Raw genomic sequence first — 23,696 nt, forward strand, 5'->3', positions numbered from 1 at the left:
CTCCTTCTTTGTTACCTATAAAATAAATTACTATTCGTGGCGATTGTCTGATCCTTGTCAAGATCATACGTATTTTTTCTCATGTTTTAGCATTGTATGGCATAATGCTTTACTTAATAGCAGAAAAGATGAGTAATAAACTAAAGATAAGGCGAACACCAATCAGTTAATAAATGTTTGATTATTTGAAAAAAAGTGGTCTATTTGAATATTATTAAAATTTAGTTTATAATATGGTGACTGATACGAACATCACAATGTCTTTTTAGACTTGGAGGAATTTTTATGGAGTTAGACTTTAACAATCCAATTCCATTACATGCTCAATTAAAAAATATATTAGAAGATCAAATTTTACAAGGGTATTATAAGGACAAAATCCCAAGTGAAAGAGAACTTATGGATATGTATTCTGTTAGCAGGAGCACTGTAAGAGAAGCGGTTTCTATTTTAGTTCGCGAGGGAAGATTAGAAAAAAGGCATGGTAAGGGAACATTCATATCTCTTAAACCAGTACAAGAATGGCTTAAAATGATTAGTTTTACTGAGACTACTAAAAATATGGGGATAAAATTACTAAACCATGGTCGTGTAGTAACTCCTGAAAATATCGCTGATGCAAATGGGTTTGAGGATGAGTCGTACTCTATTAAGAGGCTACGCTTACAGGATGATATACCAATCGCGATCGAATTACATTATTATCCTAAAGAACTTGGACAAAAAATAGCAGAATTTGATTTAAGTACGACTGTTTTATACGATGCTCTCGAAGGTGAACTTAACATTGACTTTTATGAAGCAGAACAAATAATAACGTGCGGTTATCCAACAAAGGAAGATGCTGAACATTTAGCAATACCCGATACAATGTGCTTGTTAATTACAGAACGTATGATTTTTGACTCTGATGGAAACATGGTGGAATATTATAAAGGGTTATTTCGATCAGATATGTATTCATTTGCTATGAAAATGTCTCGCAAGAACAACTAACGATCTTATCAAATCAAAACAAGTAAACGTATTATCGGCCACATTAAATAATCCAAGTCTTCTATGTTCGTAGAGAGGCTTGGATTATTTGTTTCCTAAAATATGTGCTTTATACTGTTCAAAGAGTCCAATATGGGATAAGACTTTTTGGATCGAAAAATAGAAACCTTTTTAAAGCTAGAATTAATACTCATGGTAATGCTTTTACTTTTAATTTTAATTTAAATCAGAAGGTGGCAGTTGTTATGAGGGATATAATAAAAATCATTGCAGGAAATATTTTGATGACTTTCGCTTATGCTTATTTAATTGTGCCAAATGAAATTATTAATGGTGGTGTGACAAGTTCCGCGTTACTATTAAATGCTTTATCTGGCTATAACATTGCCATGCTTGCTAATTTCGTAACAGGACTTTTATTAATTATATGTTTAATTTTTCTAGGAAAAGAATACTTTTTTAAATCAATAGTAAGTAGCCTTTGTTATATGTTGTTTTTTAACCTTTTTTATTCACTGAATATAAGCTTAGATGTAAACATAGTTATAGTAATTATCATTTCTTCGATTTTGATCGCAATTGGATACTATTTATGTATAACAGCAAATGCATCCACTGTTGGGTTTGATGTTATCGCTCTCATTTTAAATCATAAAAATAAAAAAGTAGATATAGCAGTGACAATAAGAATTATTAACCTTATTGTCCTATTATTTGGTCTGTTCGTTTATGGTTATCCTTCGATTATTAAGGGAGTTGCTTATACGTTACTCTTTTCGTTCCTCTTAAAGAAAATGCTGAATAGAAAACAGAAGAGTTTATAGGGCGGTTGCACTATTCATCATAGGAAAGAAACGCATGCAAAGAGTGTAGTCAATGATCTTTTCATAAAATTTCCGTTTTGTAGAGGGAGGCCAGAGGAGATATGAGGGGAGTGACAACTTACCTAACAAAGGCTATAATAATAATTTGGATAGCAGCCATACATAGAGAAAACAAGATAGATGGATAGAAAGGAACATGCACGGTGATTTCTTTACATAATGTAAGTAAAAGCTATCAGCAGCACCAATCAATTTTGCAAGCAGTGCACTCGGTTTCGCTAAACATTGATAAAGGTGAAATTCATGGTGTGATTGGTGCGAGTGGTGCGGGTAAATCAACACTGCTTCGTTTAATGAATGTCCTGGAAACACCTGACGATGGAACGGTTGTGGTCAATAATCAAACGTTAACGACACTATCAAACCGTAAACTTCGTGAAGCAAGGCGATCGATTGGCATGATTTTTCAGCATTTTAATCTTGTTGCAAACAAGACAGTATTTGATAATGTTGCAGTCCCACTTGAATTAGCTCGCTATTCAAAAAAGGCCAAGGTAGAACGGGTAAAAGAATGTTTGGAATTTGTCGGGCTTGAGGATAAAGCCCATCAATATCCAGCACAGTTAAGCGGTGGACAAAAGCAGCGGGTGGCGATTGCAAGAGCTCTTGCGAACCGACCAGCTGTTTTGTTATGCGATGAACCTACTTCTGCCTTGGATCCACAGACAACAGCAGGGATTCTGGACGTATTGCAAACAGTGAACAAAGAATTGGGTGTAACGATTGTCATCGTCAGCCATGAAATGGATGTCGTGAAAAGTATTTGCGATAAAGTCACGGTTATGGAAAGTGGAGAAATACTGAAAACAGTTTCAATTGACCCCCAAGTGTACATCATTCCTAAAAATGATCCAAAATGGTTTCTGCAGCAACTAACAGAAAAAGAGAGGAATTCGAATGCCTGAAATTATTTTAAAGTATCAAACTGAAATCTGGCAGTCGATTGGAGAAACATTTGTCATGGTTGGGATATCTATCATTGCTGCTCTCTTGATCGGATTACCGATTGGAACATTGCTCTATCTTTGTCGAAAAGGACAATTGCTTGAAAATCGAGCCTTATATTCCAGTTTGAACGTATTTGTCAATATTGTTCGTTCGTTCCCGTTTTTATTGCTCGTCGTCTTTTTAATTCCTTTTACAAGGTTTATTGTTGGAACAGCAATCGGTACAATGGCCGCGACCATCCCACTCTCTATAATGGCTATCGCCTATTACTCAAGATTAGTGGAACAGGCCCTTCTTGAAGTTCCGCGCGGTATCATTGAATCAGCTGTTTCAATGGGAGCTTCAGTCCTTGAAATTATCTTTAAGTTTTTGTTCTTGGAAGCACGTTCAGGTCTTATACTCGGATTAACAACGTCAACGATTAGTTTTATATCCTATTCAACCGTAATGGGCATTGTCGGCGGAGGCGGAGTTGGTGATTTTGCGATTCGATATGGCTATCAGCGCTTTGAGACCGAGTTAATGATTTATATGATTATCATTATGATTTTTTTAGTACAAACGATTCAGTTTACAGGAACGACCATCGCCAAAAAATTGGACAAACGATAAGTGAAACTAACCATCAGTGGGGAGTTTTTTCATCCCGACTGATGGTTAGTTAAACCGGGATAAAATAACAGATTGAGAGGTAATCAATTATGAAAAAAATCATCACGCTTTTAGTACTAACCATGTTTGTATTGGCCGGCTGTAGCGACAAGGCTGAACCTGCTCCAGGAGAAAAGAAAGTAGTGAATTTAAAAGTAGCTACATTGATTCCGCCTATGACGGATATGTTGGAAATTGTAAAACCTTTGATGAAAGAAGAAGGAATTAATCTAGATATCGTGGTTCTTGGTGATAATGTGCAACCGAATAATGCCCTTGCTAACAAGGAAGTCGACGTAAACTTTTTCCAGCATGTTCCCTTTATGGAACAGTACAATGAAAGCAATGACACAGATTTAGTTCTTGTAAAGCCTATTTATCATGCTATTTTTGGGGCTTATTCAAAACGTTATAAAAGCATGGAAGAGCTGCCAGAAGGTGCAACAATCGCTATTCCGAATGATCCGATAAATACTGCTCGTTCACTCATCATGTTTGCCGATCAAGGAATTATTAAGTTGAAAGAAGGCGTAGGGCTTAAAGCGACCCAAGCCGATATAGTAGAAAATGAGAAAAACTACAAATTTGAAGAAGTGGACTTGCTCATGCTTGCTAGGATGATGGATGATGCTGATCTCGTTACCTTATACCCGTCCTATGCCGCTCCGCTTGGCTTAACGCCAAGTAAAGATGCGTTATTGACAGAAACTGTGGACTCAGAGTTTGCGATCTCATTAATCGCCCGTTCTGACAATGCGGAATCAGAAGCCATCCAGACATTAGCTGAAAAATTGACTGGACCTGAAATTAAGAAATTTTTAGAGGAAGATTACGCAGAAACGGCTTTACCTGCATTTGAATAAAACTAATTAGTCATTTGAAAAGCTGTTGATCTATACATCAACAGCTTTTTTAGTTGAGAGCAATCTATTTGGCAATAAATTTCACAAATTGTTCATAGCTTTTTGTAAGCGCTTATATTATAATTAAGATATCGATATAACTTTTTACTTTAATCTATTAGAAAAAAGAAAAAGTTCCCCTTTTAGAAGGAGAGACAAAGTATCTTTGTTAATTGTTGAAAACGCATACATTTTCTTTATGAAAATAACATAAACTTTTAGAGCGTAATTAAAACTTTATTAATAAACTAGACATCTAAGGAGGCTATATCATGAAAGATTATATTTTTATCTTGGATAATCAAATAGAAGCAGAAGAAATAATTATAGAAGCTAGTGGAATGATGGATGCATTTATGAAGGCCAAGGAGTTGCAAAGAAAGAAGAAAATCGATAAAAAATCAAACGTGAACTTATTATTTAAAGGGATTAGTTATTAAATTAAGATGTAGTCTATGATTTGATAGTAGATCACAGTAGCTGATTTATTTCGAATAGTAAGGCGACAAATCTTGGAATGCTTTCTAAGATTTGTCGCTTTAAATTTAGACTGTATCTATTAACTTTTATTGGGATTCTAGCTTGTTAACCCCGAATAATATTAGAATGATAAAAATATCCTCATCGTTTTCAACTTAAAGAATAAAGTTAGCGAAGACATATAATATGATAATACTAATTACAATACAAATATTTGATAATGTGCCAATTAAGCGATAAGTAGGATATTTAAATTCATGGGCAAATGGCAAAACAGAGAGACCAACCGGTAGTAATAATCCAATTAGGATGGTATATCTAAACATTTGATCGAAAGGAAGTAAAAAGTAAAAAGCTAAGCCAAATATAAGCCCGAAACCATACCGGAAAAGGACGTACTTAATGGTCGGTCTCAAATATTGTTTTTCAAAATTAAAGTTTAAATATAACCCCAATAATAGTAAAGATAAGGGTAAGTTAGCTTTAGATATAATCGTGGCTATATCAATGAATCCACCCGGTAAATGGATATTGCTGAAACTTAAAATGCCCGCAATGATGTACGTCATTAAAGGAACCGATTTGCTGAGCTTTTTTACTATTCCAAGCGGTTTAAGGACTAGTCCCTTCTCTGAATAATAGCTTCCCGCTATATAAGAAAGTCCAAAGACAATTAAGGAATTTCCTATATCAAACATTCCGAAATAAATTAGACCGATCGGACCCCAAATCGCTTCAACGAGTGGAAAGGCAAATAACCCTACATTATATCCAGTAGCCATCATCATAAGGGTCCCTTTAAGCACCCTCTCTTCATTTTTAAATACAAAAAAAGCGAAAAAAATAGAAATAAACCCAATCATGAAGGCTAGTACAGGTAACATGATTAATGAAGGCTCAATTTTAACAGAATCAAGAGAAACGATAACTAGAGCTGGTAGGGTAATATTAAAAATAATTCTAGAAATAGTTTCTCCGTCTTTTTCTTTTAATAGATTAATACGTTTTAATAGATATCCAATGCATATGATGACTATTATGTACAGAAATTGTTGATTCATACCGTATGATCTCCTCTGAATGTCGTTAAGAAAAATATATCATACTATCATATCTTTGTGTTCATATACCTACAGATATTGACAGAATTCATTTTTATAAAATAAAGGTTGATCTGTGAATTATTGAGAAAAATCTTTTTGGCTATAAAAAAAACACCCAAATCTCTAGCCATTGGCAGTGACTTCGGTGATTTTTTTATGAAGAGATACTCTTATCTAGTTGAGCTAGCATTTTCGACTGTTCTTAGCCGTTGTTTCGCTTTTTCACCTTTTGCCCATTTGATGCAAATAAGCAAGGTTACGAAGATGATGGCTGCACCAAATATATACGGTAGTCCCATGTTTACATCAAACAATGCGCCAGCAAGTGCAGGTCCGACCATGTTACCGATACTCATATATGCATTGTTCATGCCAGCCGCAAAACCTTGTTCGCTTCCAGCCATTTTTGATATGGTCGTATTGATGGCAGGCCGAACCAAGGAAGTCGCGATAAAGAAAAAGGTGGATACAATTAATACAGAGACAAAACCAGTTGCAAACAAAAGACTGATTAAGGAAATCGCCGTCACGACAAGCATCGAATTCATAACGCGCACTTCACCAAATCGATTAAGCACACGATCGAGTACAAACGCCTGTACGATGACCCCGATTAAGCCGCCAACGACCATTAACATGGAGATATCAAATGGACTGAACCCAAACTTCACATCTGTAAATAAGCTGATGGTTGACTGATAATTCGACAAACCGAATGAAAGAGTAAACATCATGAGTAGAAGGATGAAATATGGTTTTTTTACAGAAACGGCCAATTGGTTGATTAGAGAAGATCGCTTTGTTGGTTCTACGGATACGGCAGAACGGGCGGGCTCTTTCAAGAAAAAGATCGATAAAATAACGGCTATAGCAGCAACAGACCCTGCTATATAAAATGGTGCTTTCACGCCAAAAGCCGCTAAAAAGCCGCCGATACCAGGTCCGACCACAAACCCTAATGACATTGAAGCTCCGAGACGCCCCATTCCTTTCGCTCGGTTCTCTACCGTTGTAATATCTGCTACGAAGGCCATCATGGATGGAATTAAAAAGGCCGCACCCATCCCGCCAATCGCCCGTGAAATAAAGAGCAGTACGAGTTGTTGAGAAAAAGCAAAGATAAACTGTGATAATGAAAAAAGAATTAAACCGAACACAATGATTTTCTTTCGACCAAACCGGTCAGACAAATCCCCGGCAATCGGTGAAAAGATAAATTGTGCCAAAGCGAATGTAGCAATGAGTAAGCCAAAGGTTTTCCCTCCAGCTCCAAAATCATGAATAATCGTCGGCATGATCGGAATAACGAGTCCAATCCCGGTCATGACGATAAACATATTGGCCATTAATATGAGAAGGGGAAACTGTTGAATATTTTTTCTTGACATTTATTAACCTGCTTTCTTTATACTCTCTAATTTTATCCCACTCTTAATGGGCAGTAAGACCCCCACTGATGAAAGTTTCACTTTATTTAATAAGTGGGGTGACAGGCATTTGTTTCATCGCTTCTTCCAATTCCGACGCTAGTTCCACAAAAACGTTGCTTTCTTTTAAATTGTGGATCATGCCTGATAAAACGGCTACACGAGGTTTTATTTCTAATAGTTCCTTTTCCAGAATTTCCACAGATTCGATCATAATATTTTCTGCATGCATACTTAATGAGACAAGCGTTTCTTTCATTTTCCGCACGATGTAAAGAGGATGAGTAGTTTCATGTGGGTGTGCTTGCAAAGGAGAAGTCATAAAAAACGGATTAGGTTTTTCCTCAATGAATGTGTGTGCGATTGTTTTAAGCTGTAGAAATAGAAAACGAGCAAGTTCATTAGGGTCACACGCTTTTCCCTCTTCAATAATGCCGCGCACGTAGGTAATTAACATGCCTTTTAGCGTAGCCGTTAAATCTGTCGCATATGTTGCTGCTTCTTGCCCAAAAACCGACACGATTCCTTTTTCTGTTTTCTGAAGCAGTTTGGTATGTTGTTGATGCACGAATTGATTGAGAGATGGGTCCTCAAGTCCTCTGACCTCATTCATTTGCATTTGAAAAAACTCGTGAAATTCACAATAATGACGGAGGCGAATAGCAATTCCACGGATAAAGGCCTCCTCGACTGAATCATCGTTCGTTTCTGCTGCAGCCATTTGTTGGTTCAGCATTTGATAATAATACGAAAAAATATCGGATAAGAGTTCTTCTTTCGATTTGAAATGGGTATATAAGCTTCCTTTGGAGACTCCACATACATCAGCAATTTGCTGCATGGACGTTTGATGGAAGCTTGTTTTCGAAAAAAGTTTCATAGCAGCGATTAATATTTTTCGTTTCTTTTCGTTCATTCCGCACCTCCATTAACCAACTGGTTTTTGAATTGACCAACTGGTCATCTCTTTATAAATTCTACCACAGGTCTCGAACACTTTCACGTAAAAATTTTCGTATAGCGAAGTTTTTTACATTCCAAAATTTTCGCAATACAAAGCATCCAATCATGCAATAGTATTTCAGTGTACAGGGCGATATTTGTTCAGTTTTTTGTATTGAATATGAATGTAGGAGAGATAATATATATTGAAATAATAAAAACATCCATAAGCATCTGATCTCGACTAAAACAATGAATAAGGTTCAGGTTCTCAAATTGTTTCAGCTTATGAAGGTGGTGGTGCGGAGCTGATTTTGCGAAGCCCCGACTCTTTTCCATGATGAAGGGGAGAATGGTAAAATCATTTATCAGAATGTAAACATGGATTTATTATTATAAATATTATTGCATAATTATAAAGATGTGTTAAAATACATTAAAGTGCATGAATATTAAAAGCTATAATTATATTTTCCTATAATGAATGTATCAAATGTTGATAGGGAAAAATTAATTCATTAGGTATGGAGGAGTATAGAATGAAGAGTAGTAAACAACTTATGCTTATGTTTGCCATGATTATGATGATCGGTATTTTAGCTGCATGTGGGACATCCAATAATGATGATTCAGCAAACAATAAAGAATCAGCAAATGGTGATGGAAAAAAAGTATTAATGATGGGAACTTCTGCGGATTATCCGCCATTTGAATATGTTGAGACGGCAAAGAGTGATGATATCATCGGCTTTGACATAGATGTGGCTAGAGCAATTACTGAAAAACTTGGCTATGAATTTAAAGTAAAGGATATCGACTTTAATGGACTCGTGCCTTCTTTAGAAAACGGGACAATTGATTTTGTTCTTTCGGGGATGTCTCCTACTGCAGATCGTAAAAAAACGGTGGATTTCAGTGATATTTATTACAAATCGAACCATATGATTGTAACGAAAGCAGACGGGAAAATCAAAAGTGTTGAAGATCTTAATGGTGCTACAGTAGGTGTTCAATTAGCGTCCATCCAAGAAGGAATTGCCAAGGATCTTAAAAAAGACGGCATAGATCTTACGGTTGAAAATCGTAATCGAATTCCAGATATCGTGCAAGAAATCAAAGCTGGCCGTTTTGATGCAGCTATTATTGAAGATACAGTCGCAAAAGGCTATTTAGCTGACAATTCAGATCTTGCGGGGTATGTGATTGACGGAAAAACAAAAACAGAAGAAGCAGGTTCAGCGATTGCATTCCAAAAAGATAGTGAACTAACTGAAAAATTTAATAATGAATTGAAAAAAATGATGGAAAACGGTGAAATGGAAGAACTTATTTTAAAATGGTTTGGTGGCGAAACAGCTAAATAAGTGAAGAAAACGTTCAAAAGGGTGCGTGTTCTCTTTTGAACGTTTTTCCGCGCTTTCCTGTTTACTGACCAATGAAAGGATGAATGGTTTGAACTTGGATTTTGAAAGAATTATGCCCTCCCTTCCTTATATTTTAGAGGGGATTCCAATGACGTTAAAAGTCGTTGCTGTAGCAGCGGTAATCGGGATTGTGTTAGGAATCGTGTTGTCGTTAATGAAAATCAGCCGCATGAAGCCATTGAAATGGATTGCGGACTTTTATACTTCTATTTTCCGCGGCACACCGCTTGTGCTCCAGCTTATGTTAATTTATTTTGGATCACCGCAATTGTTCGGCGTGCAAATTGATGCTTTTGAAGCGGCTTTCTTGTCATTTGGTTTAAATTCTGCTGCTTATATTTCAGAAGTAATTCGTGGCGGAATTAATGCTGTCGATAAGGGACAAAGAGAAGCGGCACTTGCCCTAGGAGTTCCCTATTCGAGTATGATGTTAAGTATAATCTTGCCTCAGGCGTTTAAAAATATTTTACCAGCTTTAATGAATGAATTTATTACGTTAACAAAAGAATCGGCAATTGTCACAACTATTGGACTAGCAGATATCATGCGCCGTTCTTATATTGTTGGTGGCGAAACATATAAATTCTTCGAACCGATTTTATTTGCTGGGTTGATATATTATGTGATGGTCATGATTTTAACTGTGATTGGTAAATTGGTTGAAGGGAGAATGAAACGCAGTGATTAAAGTAGACAACCTCCACAAAAGTTATGGAAAACTGGACGTCCTTAAAGGAATCAACACAAGTATTAAAGAAGGCGAAGTAGTCGCAGTTATTGGTCCTTCAGGGTCAGGGAAATCGACATTTCTTCGCTGTTTGAATTTACTCGAACAGCCAACTTCTGGGCAAATTTGGATAAAAGAAACGGATATTACCGATAAAAAAGCAAACATCATGAAAGTCCGAGAAAATGTTGGGATGGTGTTTCAACATTTTCATTTGTTCCCACATAAAACAGTTCTGGATAACTTAACCTATGCACCGATGAAGGTGAAAGGTCTTTCCAAACAAGAGGCACAAAAACAAGGACGGGAACTACTAAAAAAAGTGGGTCTAGCAGATAAAGAAAAGCAGTATCCGAATAAATTATCCGGGGGGCAAAAACAGCGTGTTGCCATCGCTAGAGCACTTGCAATGAACCCTGATGTTATGCTGTTTGATGAGCCTACTTCAGCACTCGATCCAGAAATGGTTAAAGAAGTGTTAGCTGTTATGAAAGATCTTGTTCATACAGGAATGACAATGGTCATTGTCACACATGAAATGGGCTTTGCACGTGAAGTAGCTGATCGAATTCTTTTCCTTGATGGTGGGAACCTTGTTGAAGATGCACCGCCAAGTGAGTTCTTCTCGAGCCCGAAAAGTCAGCGTGCGCAAGAATTTTTGGAAAAGGTTTTATAAGACTAAACAAGACAACGAATAGTTGTCTTTTTTTTTGCGGAAAAATGTGAATACTAGAATTATGGTAGTCAACAGCACTTTCACTATAAATTGGCTGCATTTGTTGGTAAGATGGGTACTATCATAAGAAAACTAGGTGATATCGTTATGTTTAAAATTGGATACCGGACATTGAAAACGGCAGCTGGCACGACGCTTGCTATTTTTCTAGCACAATTAGCGGGGTTGGATAGTTTTCCATCTGCAGGAATTATCACGATTCTTTGTACGAAAGTAACGAAAAAGAAATCTCTTGGGGCCGCTTATTCGCGATTTATAGCTTGTTTAATTGCGATGGTCTATTCCACCATCCTGTTTGAACTATTTGGCTATAATCCAGTTATCATTGGCATTATTTTATTACTTTTAATACCGACAACGGTTGCTTTGAAAGTAAATGAAGGCATCGTAACAAGCGGTGTTATTATCCTACATCTATATACGGCTGAACATATTACGCTTGATCTCTGGCTGAATGAATTAGGACTCATTATAATTGGAATTGGTTCAGCTTTATTAATGAACTGGTATATGCCAAGTCTTGAAAATAAATTAATCGATTACCAGCAAAAAGTTGAGGAGAATTTCAGCAAAATTCTTATGGAGCTAGTAAATTATTTGCATACCAACAAAAGTGACTGGGATGGAAAAGAAATTACTGAGACAACAAAATTATTAGCTGAAGCAAAGACATTGGCATTTCGCGATGTAGAGAATCATTTTTTGCGTGAAGATGACGTTTATTATCATTATTTTAAAATGAGGGAAAAGCAATTTGAAATTATAGAGCGCATCTTGCCACTAGCTACGAATATTCCGTCAAAAGTTAAGCAAAGCAAGATGTTGGGGGAATTTCTCATTGAACTAAGCAACAACGTTCATCCGCAAAATACCGCAATTATTTATTTACAAAAGCTTGATGAGATGGAAAAGGTTTTTAAAAAAATGGAGCTTCCTGTGACTCGAGAAGAGTTTGAATCGAGAGCAGCGTTATTACAGTTAATGAAGGAAATCGAGCAGTATTTGCAGCTTAAGCATTCATTTAAAGGGCTACCAGAACCAAAAAAACAGCATGAAAAGCTGAAGAGGGGTGAAAACTAACGGAAAATGAATGGAAGGTTTGATCAAATGAAGATGTTACTTTCCTTAATCTTTATAAGCATCTTGTTGTCATGTGTGCCAATGCCCGCTTCAGCTGTTGTTGGAGAACCCTTTGTCATCGTGAATAAAGCAACCAACAAGGTGGCATTTATTGATGATAATAAAGTTCAGAATGTTTACCCAGCTGGTACAGGGAGAAGCAAGGAGCTTACACCAGAAGGATTATTTACCGTTAAAGTGAAGGCTGTTAATCCGTATTTTCGAAAAAAGAATATTCCTGGCGGTGATCCTAGAAATCCACTAGGAACGAGGTGGATTGGCTTTGATGCATTGGGAACAGATGGGAGAATTTATGGACTTCATGGTACGAACAATCAAGCTTCTGTTGGGAAATATATTTCAAATGGATGTGTCCGTTTGAGAAAAGCTGATATCGAACATTTATATGAGCGTGTGCCAATCGGTACAAAAGTTTTAGTCACCCGTTCACCAAAAGACTTTACAACATTGGCTAAAGAGCAAGGAGCCATTAAATAAGAAAAGCGTAAATATCCGTCAATAAAGAGGCTGTCTTTTAACTAAAGGGTCAACCCCACATCAACTATATTCCGTTTATAGACGTGTAACGACTAATAAACGGAATATAGAGTGTGGGGGCTGACCCTTTTTGGACGATCTCTTTTTTATTGTAGGAAGAATGCAACGCCAGAAAGTAGACTTGTCAATAACATGGAAATAATCATTAAATAAACAACAATTTTTCTCGTTTTCTTGTTTTTCATATTAATCTCTCCTCATTGTAAAGAGCATAGAATTCTTTACAGCATCCGTATATATGTATAGTTTACCTTGTCCATAGTAGAATCTCAAGGATATTTGGTTGGTAACCAACTTAACAAATATAAGCAGGGATTTGCAGGAATTTGTTGAATAGTATCATTATTCAATAATAGTAAACAGGGGGCTGCTTATGATCAATAAGATTGACCATATAGGTATAGCTGTAACATCATTAGCTGAGGCATTACCGCTTTATACAGAGGTATTTAACTTGAAGCTGGAAGGGATTGAAATCATAGAGAATCAAGGGGTCAAAGTAGCATTTGTAAACGCAGGCAATACAAAGTTGGAATTATTGGAAGCGTTATCTAAAGATAGTCCTATAGCCCGATTTATTGAAAAGCGAGGCGAAGGCATTCATCATATAGCTTTTGGTGTGGAAAATATTGCAACACGAATTGAGGAGATCAAAAATGGCGGTTTGCGCATGATTGATGAAACGGCAAGGATTGGTGCTCATAATGCTCAGGTTGCTTTCCTTCACCCAAAATCAGGCGGCGGGGTTCTTTACGAGTTGTGTGAGAATTACGAGGGGGAGAAAAAATGACAGACATCTATGAAAAGATCAATGAATTGTATGACCGGCGGCGGGAAGTAGAGCTTGGCGGTGGAGATGAGCGCATTATCAAACAGCATGAAAAAGGCAAGTTAACCGCAAGAGAACGAATTCATCTTCTGGTCGACAAAGGGAGTTTCGTTGAACTTAATCCATTTATCGAGCACCGCAGTGTCGATTTTGGCCTAGATAAAATCAAAGGACCTGGGGATGGCGTTGTAACGGGTTATGGGAGAGTGAATGGACGTCCGATATATTTATTTTCTCAAGATTTCACAGTGTTCGGCGGTGCACTCGGTGAAATGCATGCAAAAAAAATAGCGAATGTAATGGATCTAGCTGCGAAAAATGGAGCACCGTTTGTCGGACTGAATGACTCTGGTGGAGCTCGAATTCAAGAAGGAGTTGTCTCACTAGATGGCTACGGACAGATCTTTTACCGAAATGCGATTTATTCGGGGGTTATCCCGCAAATCTCGGTTATGATGGGACCGTGTGCCGGGGGAGCGGTTTATTCACCAGCTATTACCGATTTTGTATTTATGGTAGAGGAAACAAGCCAAATGTTCATCACCGGACCGAAAGTGATTGAAACTGTGACTGGAGAAAAGATTAGTTCTGAAGATCTTGGCGGTGCAACTGTACATAACAGCATTAGCGGGAATGCCCATTTTCAAGGAAAAACAGAAAAAGAAGTACTGGAAATGGTGCGTCAGTTACTGTTGTATTTGCCGCAAAATAATGAAGAAAAACCACCAAGCATGGAGGTCTGCAACAAAGAGGATTACCGGGAAAAGCTTACGGATATTATTCCATTTAATGGTTTACGTCCCTATGATGTCCGTAAAGTAATTGAAGAAATCGTTGATACAGATTCGTTCATGGAAGTTCAAAAAGATTTTGCGAAAAATATTGTCATTGGATTAGCGAGAATGAAGGGCGAAGTCGTCGGACTTGTCTGCAATCAGCCTAAAGTTTTGGCCGGCGGACTTGATATAGATTCTTCAGACAAAGCAGCCCGGTTTATTCGTTTTTGCGATTCGTTCAATATTCCGCTGATTACCTTTGAAGATGTGTCTGGATTTTTTCCAGGAGTTAAGCAGGAACACGGAGGAATCATTCGCCATGGTGCAAAAATCCTTTATGCCTATTCAGAAGCGACTGTTCCAAAGATGACGGTTATTCTTCGTAAAGCATATGGTGGGGCGTATGTAGCGTTAAATAGTAAATCAATTGGTGCAGATCTTGTATTTGCTTGGCCAAATGCTGAAATCGCTGTCATGGGACCTCAAGGAGCCGCGAATATTATTTTTGCAAAAGAAATTCAAAACAGTGATACCCCAGAGCAGATACGCGCACAGAAAATTGCAGAATATCGCGAGAAATTCGCGAATCCATATGTGGCAGCGAGTCAAGGAATGGTCGATGATGTCATTGATCCGCGAGAAACACGGATTAAGTTACTTCAATCCCTAGAAATGCTGCGTAACAAAAAAGAATCTAGACCCTTTAAAAAACATGGGAATATCCCTTTATAAAGGTGAATATCGCTAAATGAAACACGATATCTTGCGGGTACCGAACCATTAGCGATATACTAGGAATGTTGAAGTAGTTATACTTCATCAATGGGGACTTTGCTGTTACCTGTAATAAAGTGAAGGTCCCTCATTGGAATTTTTCCGATTGAGAAATGAATTTGATCAGGTATATACATATAGGAGGTTTTGTTGAAATGGTGAATGAAGAACGCATTGTAAAGGAATTTCTTGAATTGGTCCAAATCGATTCAGAAACGAAGTTTGAAACGGAAATTGCCAAAGTTTTAAAAGAAAAATTCACGGCTCTAGGTGTGGATGTTTTTGAGGATGATACTACCGCTGTTACCGGTCATGGAGCTGGCAACTTGATATGCACGTTGAAAGGAACGAAAGAAGGAGTGGATACAATTTATTTCACTTCACATATGGATACGGTCGTTCCTGGGAATGGAATTAAACCGTCCATTAAAGATGGCTATATCGTCTCTGATGGTACAACGATTCTTGGAGCAGATGATAAAGCAGGTCTTGCGGCGATGCTTGAAACTCTTCGTGTATTAAAAGAGGAAAACATTCCGCATGGTACGATCGAATTTATCATCACGGTAGGCGAGGAATCTGGACTAGTCGGTGCGAAAGCTTTAGACCGTTCACTTGTTACAGCTAAATACGGGTATGCACTAGATAGCGATGAAAAAGTTGGGAATATTATTGTAGCTGCTCCAACTCAAGCAAAGATCTTTGCCAAAATGTACGGGAAAACAGCTCACGCTGGCGTTGCCCCTGAAAAAGGAATTTCCGCTATTACGATGGCAGCAAAAGCGATTGCGAAAATGCCGCTTGGAAGAATCGATGAAGAAACAACTGCGAATATCGGCTATTTCAGAGGTGGACAGCAAACAAATATCGTGTGTGACTTTGTGGAAATTTTGGCCGAGGCTCGCTCTTTAATCCCAGAAAAAATGGAAGCCCAGGTTGAGAAAATGAAACAAGCGTTTGAATCTATTGCATCTGAAATGGGTGGAAAAGCTGAAGTTGAAGTAACGGTTATGTATCCTGGCTTTAAATATGGCGATGGCGATCATGTTGTTGAAGTAGCCAAGAAAGCAGCAGCTAAAATCAACCGCCCATCAAAGCTTCTTCAAAGCGGTGGTGGCAGTGATGCAAACGTCATTGCTGGCTTCGGCATTCCAACAGTAAACCTTGCTGTCGGCTATGAAGATATCCATACAACCAATGAAAGAATTCCGGTTGAAGAATTAACAAAATTAACGGAAATGGTCCTAGCTATTATCGAAGAAGTAGCAGGAAAATAATCGAACGAAAACATGACTGGAATCTGAGGCATCTTGGATTCCGTTTTTTATGGGAAATAATCTGGGAAATGGGGTCTGACCCCTAGTATATCTGTTGTTTGTAAGGAAGTGACAGTTGAATGGAAGGGATGTATCCGAAAAAGGGAAAAGTAATCCTTCATGTGGATATGAATAGTTTTTTTGCATCAGTAGAGATGGCGTATGATGCAGGGCTTAAGGGTAAGCCACTTGCAATCGCTGGGAATGTTGAGGAGCGACGTGGGATTATAATCACGTGTAGCTATGAAGCAAGGAAATTTGGTGTGAAAACGACGATGCCGATTTGGCAAGGGAAAAAGCTGTGCCCTGAGCTTCTTGTATTGGAGCCAAACTTTGATCGATATCGGAAAACTTCCATCGCAATCTTTGAACTGATGAGACAATATACAGAACTGGTAGAACCGGTTTCAATTGATGAAGGGTATCTGGATATCACAGGTTGCTCGGAACTTGGCTCGCCTGTTGAAATCGCTGAAAGTATTCAAAAACGGATTTTTGAGACGATGGATTTGCCTTGTAGTATCGGTATCGCTCCGAATAAATTTCTAGCTAAAACGGCTTCAGATATGAAGAAACCGATGGGCATCACAATTCTGAGAAAACGAGATGTTCCGTTGAAACTTTGGCCTCTCAATGTTGGTGAAATGCACGGAATCGGCAAGAAAACGGCAGAGAAGCTTAATGGTGTCGGGATCAAAACAATCGGTGATCTTGCTAAAGCGCATGATGTAACACTCAGGCATGCTCTCGGTATTAATGGACTAAAATTAAAGGAACGGGCTACTGGAATAGACGGGCGTGCAGTTGACCCTGAATCCATATTTGACAATAAAAGCATTGGCAACTCGATGACTTTACCAAAGGATCTAACGAATCAGAAAGAATTAATCGATATATTAGAGCAACTTTCAACAAAGGTAGCACTTCGGTTGAAAAATAAAAAATTAGTTGGGCAAAAGATTGGCGTGACCATTCGCTATAAAGATCGCCGGACGATAACGAGGAGCAGGATTGTCGAGAACCCTTTTTTCGAGAAAGCTGATATCCATCGGCTTGCAGTCGAGCTGTTTAAAAAGCATTGGAATGGAGAGAAAGTTCGTCTGCTTGGGGTGACGGCTTTCGATGTAATGGATAAAGAAGATGCCTATAAACAACTAGATTTATTTTCCTATGAAAAAGATGCAGAAGAAGAGCCACTTTTCCAAGCTATCGAAAAGCTGAAAAGTAAATACGGTAAGGAAATCATAAAAAAAGGGGTCGAAGCAGCTGAAAAGAAAGGCCAAGCTGAGACAAGTTTTAGTAAGGATTTTCTCGATAACTTGCGCTTAAAGGAATAAAAGAACGGATAAAGGATGCGTAACGATCACTACGAGGAAGTCATAAGGGTCAGACCTCGCACACTAAATCAGTAAGTAGTGTTTCATACACTTATCTTATCCTGTATTTAGTTGTTGCGGAGTCTGACCTTTGCTTTTGACACCCCGTTAACTCTATTGTGAAACAGATATTAACTAGCTTTTCCTACAGTTTATCTGGATCTGTTTTAATGACTTTTAAATCCGTCTCATTCTGATTTTCAACAATATGTTTAAGCATGGATAATTTATTATTCCAAAATTGTTCAAAATATGAAAGCCATTGTTTCAATTCATCCAATGATTCTGGTTGTAAGCGAAAACGTTTTTCTCTACCTATTTTTCGTCCACTGACTAGTTCTGCTTCTGAAAGAATATGAAGATGTTTAGCGATAGCTGTCCGACTCATAGGGAAATGCCCGGTGATTTCTAAAATAGATAATTCTTTTTTTGCGAGTAATCTAAGAATATCTCGCCGTGTAGGGTCAGCAATCGCTTGAAATACATCATGCTTTTGTACGGATGCAGACACTAGTTCTGAACAATCTTTCTTAACTTATCAAGAATACCTGTCCAACCTTGATCCATTGTGTCACGAATAATGGAACTTTTCGCATTCGCTTTCGGAAGGATATAATCAGGGTTTTTCCATCCCCCGTGAATAAGTGTAAACTCTGTCTTATCTTCGACTTCTTTTAAAATAAATGAAACGACCCATCCATCTTCATCCCATGTAAAAGAAAGTCGATTTGGCGAATCTAATTCAATGACTTTGCAGGGCGATGGGCCGAATGGCGATTGTAAATGGAATTCATGTCCGATGATCGGCTGAAAATCATTGGGCATGAACCATGAGGCAATCCCTTCTGAAGTTGAAATCGTATCCCATACTTTTTGAATAGGCGCATCAAAAACGACTGTTTGCTTAATATCTTGAAGTGTAACCTGATTATTTTCTATCAATATAATTCTCCTTTTTGTATCAATATGAAACCAAATGGTTTTGTTTTTTGAATTATATAACACCCATTGGTTTTGTGTCAAGGGTAAAAGAGGCTGACCCAGAGCGAAAGGGTCAGGCCTCACAATTATATAGATCACAAGAAAAATTTCATATTACTTCTATCATCAATAGCGTTACCTTTTTGATAGTCACTAATCAGGTGAAACAGGATTAAGTACCTAGTGTGAAATAGGGATTTTGGGATTTGAAAATTTTGGTGTATATCAGATAATGTAATCAATATAGGGAATTTAGTAGCGAAGCAGAAGGTGCAATATAGACACAACAAGGAGGGAGCCTAATAGGATGAACGCTATCTGGATTACTGGAGCGGTGTTTTTATTTTTTATTGCCTTGGAATCAGGAATATCTTATTGGATTAATTTAGAAAAGGCTAGGTATGTAGATGGGGAACAACATGAATAACAAGAGGGTGTCCCCAAAAAGGTCTAACCCTGCATGTGCAAAGATTATGGGTCTGACCTTTTCGTTATGGGACAGGCTCTTGTTTTTTCTTCATTTTAATTATCGATTTCTAGATTTTCAACAGGCCACCAGAAATGCCCGTCTTTTTCCAGCAGTTCATCGGCACATTTGGGTCCTACGCTTCCAGCAACATAATTCGGGAAGGTTTCATCTTTCGTGTTTTCCCATACTTCCGAAATGATGTCAACGAATTTCCAAGATAGAGCGACTTCATCCCAGTGGGTGAAATTGGTGGCATCACCACGCATACTGTCGAATAATAACTTCTCATAGGCTTCAGGGGTATTCATTCGGTCAATGCTCGTATTGGAGAAGGATAGTCTTACAGGTTTCGTTTTCATTTGGTTACCGTTTTTCTTAGCGTTTAAGAGTAATGTAATTCCTTCCTCTGGCTGGATATGGATGACAAGTAAGTTAGGATGGACATTTTCTTCTGGTTCCTTGCTATAGTATAAATTCATTGGAATATCTTTGAATTGGACAACAATTTTCGTTGATTTCACATCCATGCGTTTTCCAGTTCGAATATAGAATGGTACTCCTGCCCATCGGAAATTATCAATGAGTAATTTACCCGCCACATATGTTTCGGTATTGGATTCAGAGTCGACCGACGACTCATTTCGGTAGCCAGGAAGTAAGGAATCTAAAACAGTACCCTCACTATATTGACCACGGACAAAGAAAGTTTCAACTTCTTCTTTCTTCATGGGACGTAGTGAACGCAATGCACGTGCTTTCTCGCTACGAATTTCTTCGTCCGTCAATTTGATTGGCGGTTCCATAGCAAGTAGGGCAACCATCTGCATAAGATGATTTTGGACCATATCACGAAGCGCTCCACTGGTTTCATAGTAACGACCTCGTTCCTCAACCCCAAGCGTCTCGCTAGAAGTCACTTGGATATTGGATATGTACCGGTTGTTCCAAAGCGGTTCAAACATTGCGTTCGCAAAGCGAATTACTTCAATATTTTGGACCATTTCTTTTCCGAGATAATGATCAATTCGGTATATCTCATCTTCAGAGAAGGCTGTGCGAATTTGTTCATTAAGTGCTTGAGCTGATTCAAAGCTAGTCCCGAATGGTTTTTCAATCACGAGTCGTTTGTAGCCCGGCGTATCTGTCAAGCCCTGCCCTTTCACTTGCTCAGCAATTGTACCAAAGAATTCTGGAGCCATTGCTAAATAGAAAATTCGATTTCCTTTCAAATCATATTGTTCATCCAGCTTATCGGCAATTTCTTTTAATTCGATGTAGGATTCTGACCTACTCACATCATGGGAATGATAATAAAAATGTGAGGCAAATTCATCGACGTTTTCATGGCTGTCAGCAAAGGTCATAACAGAATCTTTAACATTTTCTTGAAATTGAGCATTTGTTAATGGTCTTCTAGCTACACCAACAACAGCAAATTTCTCCATATTTTCTTTTTGAAACAATCGATAAATAGATGGGAATAGTTTTCGTTTGGCCAAATCTCCGGTGGCTCCAAAAAGGATGATTAATGCGGTCGGTTTATTAGTTGGAATCACTTGCATAACCTCACTTTTCTAGTAACAACAGTAAAAATGTTGTTTTGATAATTCATATATTCAACTATAAAGATACATGTAAGTGAACGCAATTTAATTGCACGAATATTCATTTTTTAATAGGGGGATTCAGAATTGCATCAACTGAATATCTTCTTTCTCCTAAAGGATACCCATAACTTAACTGTAGTATTTATCCCGGTTAAACAGGCTGTAGGTATTTATTTTATTGAAAGAAATCCAGTAGTGAATGTTAAACAGCCTGTAAAACCCCGATTGGTGAGATACAGTGAAACTTACCGATGCGTGAGCGAAGGTTTAGTTGAGGCCCACAGGAAGTGGGTCACACAGATGTTGCCGCAGGACGCGGCGTACTTAGTCTGTGATTCATTGAATCTTAGTTCGTAGTGTCGCTTTATCGAAGCGATAGCTTGCGATTTAGCGACACTAGAACGGGACTAACCATCAGTGAAAAACCTCACTGATAGAAGTTTCACTTTATGTTATAATATATGAAGGAAAAAGATGCATCGGAGGTAATATTTTGGATTTTGTTTTTTTAGGGACAGGTGCAGGTGTACCTGCCAAAGCTAGAAATGTGTCGGCTATCGCGCTTGAATTGCTGGAAGAGCGAGGAGTGGTCTGGTTGTTCGATTGTGGGGAAGCTACTCAACATCAAATATTAAAGACATCTGTTAAACCACGCCGAATTGAGAAAATTTTTATTACGCATTTACATGGTGACCACATATTCGGTTTGCCTGGACTGCTTAGCAGTCGTTCTTTTCAAGGAGGGACTGATGACTTAACTGTATATGGTCCGAAAGGGATTGCAGATTATATTCAAACAAGTCTTTCCATAAGTGGCACCCATCTTAAATATGTTCTTTCCATTGTAGAGATAGAAGAAGGTATCGTCTTTGAGGATGATCAATTTACGGTTTCGGCCTTAGCGCTTGATCATGGAATTCTTTCTTATGGGTATCGGATTGTAGAAAAGGACAGACCCGGGACCTTGCTTGCCGATAAGCTGAGAGATGAAGGTGTAGCACCTGGCCCCATTTTTAAAGCTATTAAAAACGGGGAAAATGTTACACTGGAAGATGGACGCGTTTTATATGGAACTGATTATCTTAGTGAACCCAATAAAGGAAGAATCCTTACGATACTTGGCGATACGAGGACGTGTGAACAGTCTATACAGCTTGCGGAAAATGCGGACTATCTTGTTCATGAAGCAACTTTTTCGGCGGATGAAGGGGAGATGGCATTTGATTATTTTCACAGCACGACTGCCCAAGCTGCAAAAACAGCAAAACTAGCGGGTGCCCGTCATTTAATTTTGACACATATTAGTGCCAGGTATATGGGGGAAGACATCGCAGTACTGCAAAACGAAGCGTGTGAAATTTTTCAAAACACGGTAATTGCAGAAGATTTACTCCAGATAAAGATACCTTTGTATGTAGAAAAACAAGGGGAGTCTATTCTTGAATAGCCCTCTTTGTGTGGTATGATAAAGTGAAACATCCATCAGTAGGGTCTTTTTTTCACCACCGATGGTTAGTCCCGTTCTAGTGTCGCTAAATCTTCGATAAAGCGACACTACGAACCCGATTGGTTCAACTAAGCAACTCTAGGTAAGCTTCACTGTATCTCACCAATCGAGGATATACAGGCTGTTTAACACCCACTTGATTCCATATAAAGAGAGTAATACAGCCTGGTAAACTGGGATAAAAGATTTAGAAAACGAAAGTTGTACATAAAAAAGGAGCTTTAATATGAGCGAAGAAAAAGATTTACAAAAGAAGGCCCATGATTTTTTAGTGCAAACGAGCCGAACCTTTGTCATTCCAATTAGCCAGCTTCCTTCTGGACTACAGGAAACGGTGGGCGCAGCGTATTTATGCATGCGTGCAATCGATGAAATTGAGGACCACCCTCAGCTCCCAGCTGAGATAAAAAGTAAATTATTAATAGAAATCAGCAAGTTGTTGAGAAATGGATACAATCGTGAGAACCTGCTGAAAATTCTCCTTCCTTATGAAGCTTCCCTACCGGACGTTACGTTATTTCTAAATGATTGGATTACGCTTTGTCCTGAAACGATCGTAGACAAAGTACTTGATGCGACGGCAGAAATGGCAGAAGGAATGGCTAAATGGGTCGAGTTGGACTGGCAGATTCAAAATGAAGCGGATTTGAATGAATATACCTATTATGTGGCTGGTCTTGTTGGAACGATGTTATCGGATCTTTGGAAATGGCATGATGGTACAGAAACAGACAAAGAACTTGCCATAGCCTTTGGGCGTGGACTTCAAACCGTGAATATTCTTAGAAATAAAGCTGAAGACGCAGAAAGAGGCGTGAACTTTTTCCCAGATGGTTGGGAGTTCGAAGATATGCTTCAGTTCACTGAACAGAATTTAAAGCGCGCTAATTTATATTTGGCAGATATTCAAACAACATCGATCCGCCATTTTTGTGAAATCCCATTAGCATTTGCCCACGCTACTGTCACAGCGTTAAAGGATGGCAAAGAAAAAATCAATCGCGAAACTGTTACCGACATTGTAACGAAAATTGTTGGTAGCTAATGAATATCGAACCGTTCAAGTTCACTATCTTGAACGGTTTTTTTATTTGTTATTTTAAAATATTGTCGGAAAAATTAGAATTGTATTGTAATTAGTCTAGGTATTTGGGTATAATTTAT

The 23,696-nt window shown here is 38.1% G+C and carries 24 protein-coding genes; 17 read left to right on the forward strand and 7 right to left on the reverse strand.

The genetic code is table 11. The annotated features are described in order from the left end of the window. Positions 1 to 285: 285 nt before the first annotated feature. From ACIQZI_RS05495 to ACIQZI_RS05520, 6 genes are all read left to right on the forward strand, one after another. Positions 286 to 996 (forward strand): GntR family transcriptional regulator, encoded by a 711-nt coding sequence (locus ACIQZI_RS05495; protein WP_403070300.1) that lies wholly within the window; start codon positions 286 to 288, stop codon positions 994 to 996. A gap of 245 nt (positions 997 to 1,241) precedes the next feature. Then, positions 1,242 to 1,820, forward strand: coding sequence for a YitT family protein (locus tag ACIQZI_RS05500; protein WP_403070303.1), 579 nt, complete (start codon positions 1,242 to 1,244; stop codon positions 1,818 to 1,820). Positions 1,821 to 2,023: 203 nt separating this feature from the next. Beyond that, positions 2,024 to 2,785, forward strand: a complete 762-nt coding sequence (locus ACIQZI_RS05505; protein ID WP_403070307.1) for a methionine ABC transporter ATP-binding protein — start codon at positions 2,024 to 2,026, stop codon at positions 2,783 to 2,785. Then, entirely contained in the window at positions 2,778 to 3,440 is a 663-nt protein-coding gene (locus ACIQZI_RS05510) for a methionine ABC transporter permease (protein ID WP_403070310.1), read from the forward strand. Before ACIQZI_RS05505 ends, ACIQZI_RS05510 begins: the two co-directional genes overlap by 8 nt. 89 nt (positions 3,441 to 3,529) lie before the next feature. After that, positions 3,530 to 4,342: a MetQ/NlpA family ABC transporter substrate-binding protein gene (locus tag ACIQZI_RS05515; protein WP_062178274.1), complete on the forward strand. Its 813-nt coding sequence runs from the start codon at positions 3,530 to 3,532 to the stop codon at positions 4,340 to 4,342. A 311-nt stretch (positions 4,343 to 4,653) separates the two neighbouring features. Then, entirely contained in the window at positions 4,654 to 4,821 is a 168-nt protein-coding gene (locus tag ACIQZI_RS05520; protein ID WP_156187555.1) for a hypothetical protein, read from the forward strand. 195 nt (positions 4,822 to 5,016) lie between these two features. Here the strand turns inward: ACIQZI_RS05520 and ACIQZI_RS05525 are convergent, their stop codons facing one another. The 3 genes from ACIQZI_RS05525 to ACIQZI_RS05535 all read right to left on the reverse strand — a co-directional run bounded on the left by ACIQZI_RS05525 (position 5,017) and on the right by ACIQZI_RS05535 (position 8,307). Next, on the reverse strand, positions 5,017 to 5,922 hold the full coding sequence (locus tag ACIQZI_RS05525) for an AEC family transporter (protein ID WP_403070315.1): 906 nt from the start codon (positions 5,920 to 5,922) through the stop codon (positions 5,017 to 5,019). Between the two features lie 212 nt (positions 5,923 to 6,134). Next, positions 6,135 to 7,352, reverse strand: coding sequence for an MFS transporter (locus tag ACIQZI_RS05530; protein ID WP_403070318.1), 1,218 nt, complete (start codon positions 7,350 to 7,352; stop codon positions 6,135 to 6,137). Between the two features lie 82 nt (positions 7,353 to 7,434). After that, positions 7,435 to 8,307, reverse strand: coding sequence for a TetR/AcrR family transcriptional regulator (locus ACIQZI_RS05535; protein ID WP_403070321.1), 873 nt, complete (start codon positions 8,305 to 8,307; stop codon positions 7,435 to 7,437). A gap of 565 nt (positions 8,308 to 8,872) precedes the next feature. On the opposite strand from ACIQZI_RS05535, the gene ACIQZI_RS05540 reads away from it, so the two are divergent. From ACIQZI_RS05540 to ACIQZI_RS05560, 5 genes are all read left to right on the forward strand, one after another. Next, complete coding sequence (locus ACIQZI_RS05540) at positions 8,873 to 9,697, forward strand: transporter substrate-binding domain-containing protein (RefSeq protein WP_062178287.1); 825 nt, start codon at positions 8,873 to 8,875, stop codon at positions 9,695 to 9,697. Positions 9,698 to 9,785: 88 nt separating this feature from the next. After that, positions 9,786 to 10,445: an amino acid ABC transporter permease gene (locus tag ACIQZI_RS05545; protein WP_049682068.1), complete on the forward strand. Its 660-nt coding sequence runs from the start codon at positions 9,786 to 9,788 to the stop codon at positions 10,443 to 10,445. After that, a complete protein-coding gene (locus ACIQZI_RS05550) occupies positions 10,438 to 11,160 on the forward strand; it encodes an amino acid ABC transporter ATP-binding protein (protein WP_062178290.1) in 723 nt (240 codons plus the stop codon). The genes ACIQZI_RS05545 and ACIQZI_RS05550 overlap by 8 nt, the downstream gene beginning before the upstream one ends. A gap of 147 nt (positions 11,161 to 11,307) precedes the next feature. Continuing rightward, positions 11,308 to 12,300, forward strand: a complete 993-nt coding sequence (locus ACIQZI_RS05555) for an aromatic acid exporter family protein (protein ID WP_403070327.1) — start codon at positions 11,308 to 11,310, stop codon at positions 12,298 to 12,300. Positions 12,301 to 12,327: 27 nt separating this feature from the next. Beyond that, positions 12,328 to 12,837: a L,D-transpeptidase gene (locus ACIQZI_RS05560; protein WP_403070330.1), complete on the forward strand. Its 510-nt coding sequence runs from the start codon at positions 12,328 to 12,330 to the stop codon at positions 12,835 to 12,837. A gap of 146 nt (positions 12,838 to 12,983) precedes the next feature. On the opposite strand, the gene prli42 is transcribed toward ACIQZI_RS05560, so the two are convergent. After that, positions 12,984 to 13,082 (reverse strand): stressosome-associated protein Prli42, encoded by a 99-nt coding sequence (gene prli42, locus ACIQZI_RS05565; RefSeq protein ID WP_157279407.1) that lies wholly within the window; start codon positions 13,080 to 13,082, stop codon positions 12,984 to 12,986. 188 nt (positions 13,083 to 13,270) lie between these two features. On the opposite strand from prli42, the gene mce reads away from it, so the two are divergent. The 4 genes from mce (at position 13,271) to ACIQZI_RS05585 (ending at position 17,929) form a co-directional block, all read left to right on the forward strand. Further along, positions 13,271 to 13,687, forward strand: a complete 417-nt coding sequence (gene mce, locus ACIQZI_RS05570; RefSeq protein ID WP_062178296.1) for a methylmalonyl-CoA epimerase — start codon at positions 13,271 to 13,273, stop codon at positions 13,685 to 13,687. Then, on the forward strand, positions 13,684 to 15,234 hold the full coding sequence (locus ACIQZI_RS05575; protein ID WP_403070334.1) for an acyl-CoA carboxylase subunit beta: 1,551 nt from the start codon (positions 13,684 to 13,686) through the stop codon (positions 15,232 to 15,234). Before mce ends, ACIQZI_RS05575 begins: the two co-directional genes overlap by 4 nt. Positions 15,235 to 15,431: 197 nt before the next feature. Continuing rightward, positions 15,432 to 16,553 (forward strand): tripeptidase T, encoded by a 1,122-nt coding sequence (locus ACIQZI_RS05580; protein WP_403070338.1) that lies wholly within the window; start codon positions 15,432 to 15,434, stop codon positions 16,551 to 16,553. A 119-nt stretch (positions 16,554 to 16,672) separates the two neighbouring features. After that, the gene (locus ACIQZI_RS05585) at positions 16,673 to 17,929 is read left to right on the forward strand and encodes a DNA polymerase IV (protein WP_062178305.1); all 1,257 of its coding nucleotides are present in this window, start codon (positions 16,673 to 16,675) and stop codon (positions 17,927 to 17,929) included. 184 nt (positions 17,930 to 18,113) lie between these two features. Here the strand turns inward: ACIQZI_RS05585 and ACIQZI_RS05590 are convergent, their stop codons facing one another. The 3 genes from ACIQZI_RS05590 to zwf form a co-directional block, all read right to left on the reverse strand. Continuing rightward, positions 18,114 to 18,479: an ArsR/SmtB family transcription factor gene (locus ACIQZI_RS05590; protein ID WP_403070342.1), complete on the reverse strand. Its 366-nt coding sequence runs from the start codon at positions 18,477 to 18,479 to the stop codon at positions 18,114 to 18,116. Continuing rightward, the gene (locus ACIQZI_RS05595) at positions 18,479 to 18,910 is read right to left on the reverse strand and encodes an SRPBCC family protein (protein ID WP_062178309.1); all 432 of its coding nucleotides are present in this window, start codon (positions 18,908 to 18,910) and stop codon (positions 18,479 to 18,481) included. Before ACIQZI_RS05595 ends, ACIQZI_RS05590 begins: the two co-directional genes overlap by 1 nt. A gap of 561 nt (positions 18,911 to 19,471) precedes the next feature. Continuing rightward, on the reverse strand, positions 19,472 to 20,980 hold the full coding sequence (gene zwf, locus ACIQZI_RS05600) for a glucose-6-phosphate dehydrogenase (protein WP_403070346.1): 1,509 nt from the start codon (positions 20,978 to 20,980) through the stop codon (positions 19,472 to 19,474). A 538-nt stretch (positions 20,981 to 21,518) separates the two neighbouring features. Here zwf and rnz point away from each other — a divergent pair. After that, the gene (gene rnz, locus ACIQZI_RS05605) at positions 21,519 to 22,472 is read left to right on the forward strand and encodes a ribonuclease Z (RefSeq protein WP_403070349.1); all 954 of its coding nucleotides are present in this window, start codon (positions 21,519 to 21,521) and stop codon (positions 22,470 to 22,472) included. Positions 22,473 to 22,758: 286 nt separating this feature from the next. Then, positions 22,759 to 23,577 (forward strand): squalene/phytoene synthase family protein, encoded by an 819-nt coding sequence (locus ACIQZI_RS05610; RefSeq protein WP_403070352.1) that lies wholly within the window; start codon positions 22,759 to 22,761, stop codon positions 23,575 to 23,577. Positions 23,578 to 23,696 lie beyond the last annotated feature (119 nt).

Source organism: Peribacillus sp. NPDC096379 (genome assembly GCF_044762875.1).
GTDB lineage: Bacteria > Bacillota > Bacilli > Bacillales > DSM-1321 > Peribacillus.

Coding starts and splice junctions, on each gene's coding strand:
- ACIQZI_RS05495 (WP_403070300.1), top strand. CDS start 286: ATGGAGTTAGACTTTAACAATCCAATTCCATTACATGCTCAATTAAAA.
- ACIQZI_RS05500 (WP_403070303.1), top strand. CDS start 1,242: ATGAGGGATATAATAAAAATCATTGCAGGAAATATTTTGATGACTTTC.
- ACIQZI_RS05510 (WP_403070310.1), top strand. CDS start 2,778: ATGCCTGAAATTATTTTAAAGTATCAAACTGAAATCTGGCAGTCGATT.
- ACIQZI_RS05515 (WP_062178274.1), top strand. CDS start 3,530: ATGAAAAAAATCATCACGCTTTTAGTACTAACCATGTTTGTATTGGCC.
- ACIQZI_RS05520 (WP_156187555.1), top strand. CDS start 4,654: ATGAAAGATTATATTTTTATCTTGGATAATCAAATAGAAGCAGAAGAA.
- ACIQZI_RS05525 (WP_403070315.1), bottom strand. CDS start 5,922: ATGAATCAACAATTTCTGTACATAATAGTCATCATATGCATTGGATAT.
- ACIQZI_RS05530 (WP_403070318.1), bottom strand. CDS start 7,352: ATGTCAAGAAAAAATATTCAACAGTTTCCCCTTCTCATATTAATGGCC.
- ACIQZI_RS05535 (WP_403070321.1), bottom strand. CDS start 8,307: ATGAACGAAAAGAAACGAAAAATATTAATCGCTGCTATGAAACTTTTT.
- ACIQZI_RS05540 (WP_062178287.1), top strand. CDS start 8,873: ATGAAGAGTAGTAAACAACTTATGCTTATGTTTGCCATGATTATGATG.
- ACIQZI_RS05555 (WP_403070327.1), top strand. CDS start 11,308: ATGTTTAAAATTGGATACCGGACATTGAAAACGGCAGCTGGCACGACG.
- ACIQZI_RS05560 (WP_403070330.1), top strand. CDS start 12,328: ATGAAGATGTTACTTTCCTTAATCTTTATAAGCATCTTGTTGTCATGT.
- prli42 (WP_157279407.1), bottom strand. CDS start 13,082: ATGAAAAACAAGAAAACGAGAAAAATTGTTGTTTATTTAATGATTATT.
- mce (WP_062178296.1), top strand. CDS start 13,271: ATGATCAATAAGATTGACCATATAGGTATAGCTGTAACATCATTAGCT.
- ACIQZI_RS05575 (WP_403070334.1), top strand. CDS start 13,684: ATGACAGACATCTATGAAAAGATCAATGAATTGTATGACCGGCGGCGG.
- ACIQZI_RS05580 (WP_403070338.1), top strand. CDS start 15,432: ATGGTGAATGAAGAACGCATTGTAAAGGAATTTCTTGAATTGGTCCAA.
- ACIQZI_RS05585 (WP_062178305.1), top strand. CDS start 16,673: ATGGAAGGGATGTATCCGAAAAAGGGAAAAGTAATCCTTCATGTGGAT.
- zwf (WP_403070346.1), bottom strand. CDS start 20,980: ATGCAAGTGATTCCAACTAATAAACCGACCGCATTAATCATCCTTTTT.
- ACIQZI_RS05610 (WP_403070352.1), top strand. CDS start 22,759: ATGAGCGAAGAAAAAGATTTACAAAAGAAGGCCCATGATTTTTTAGTG.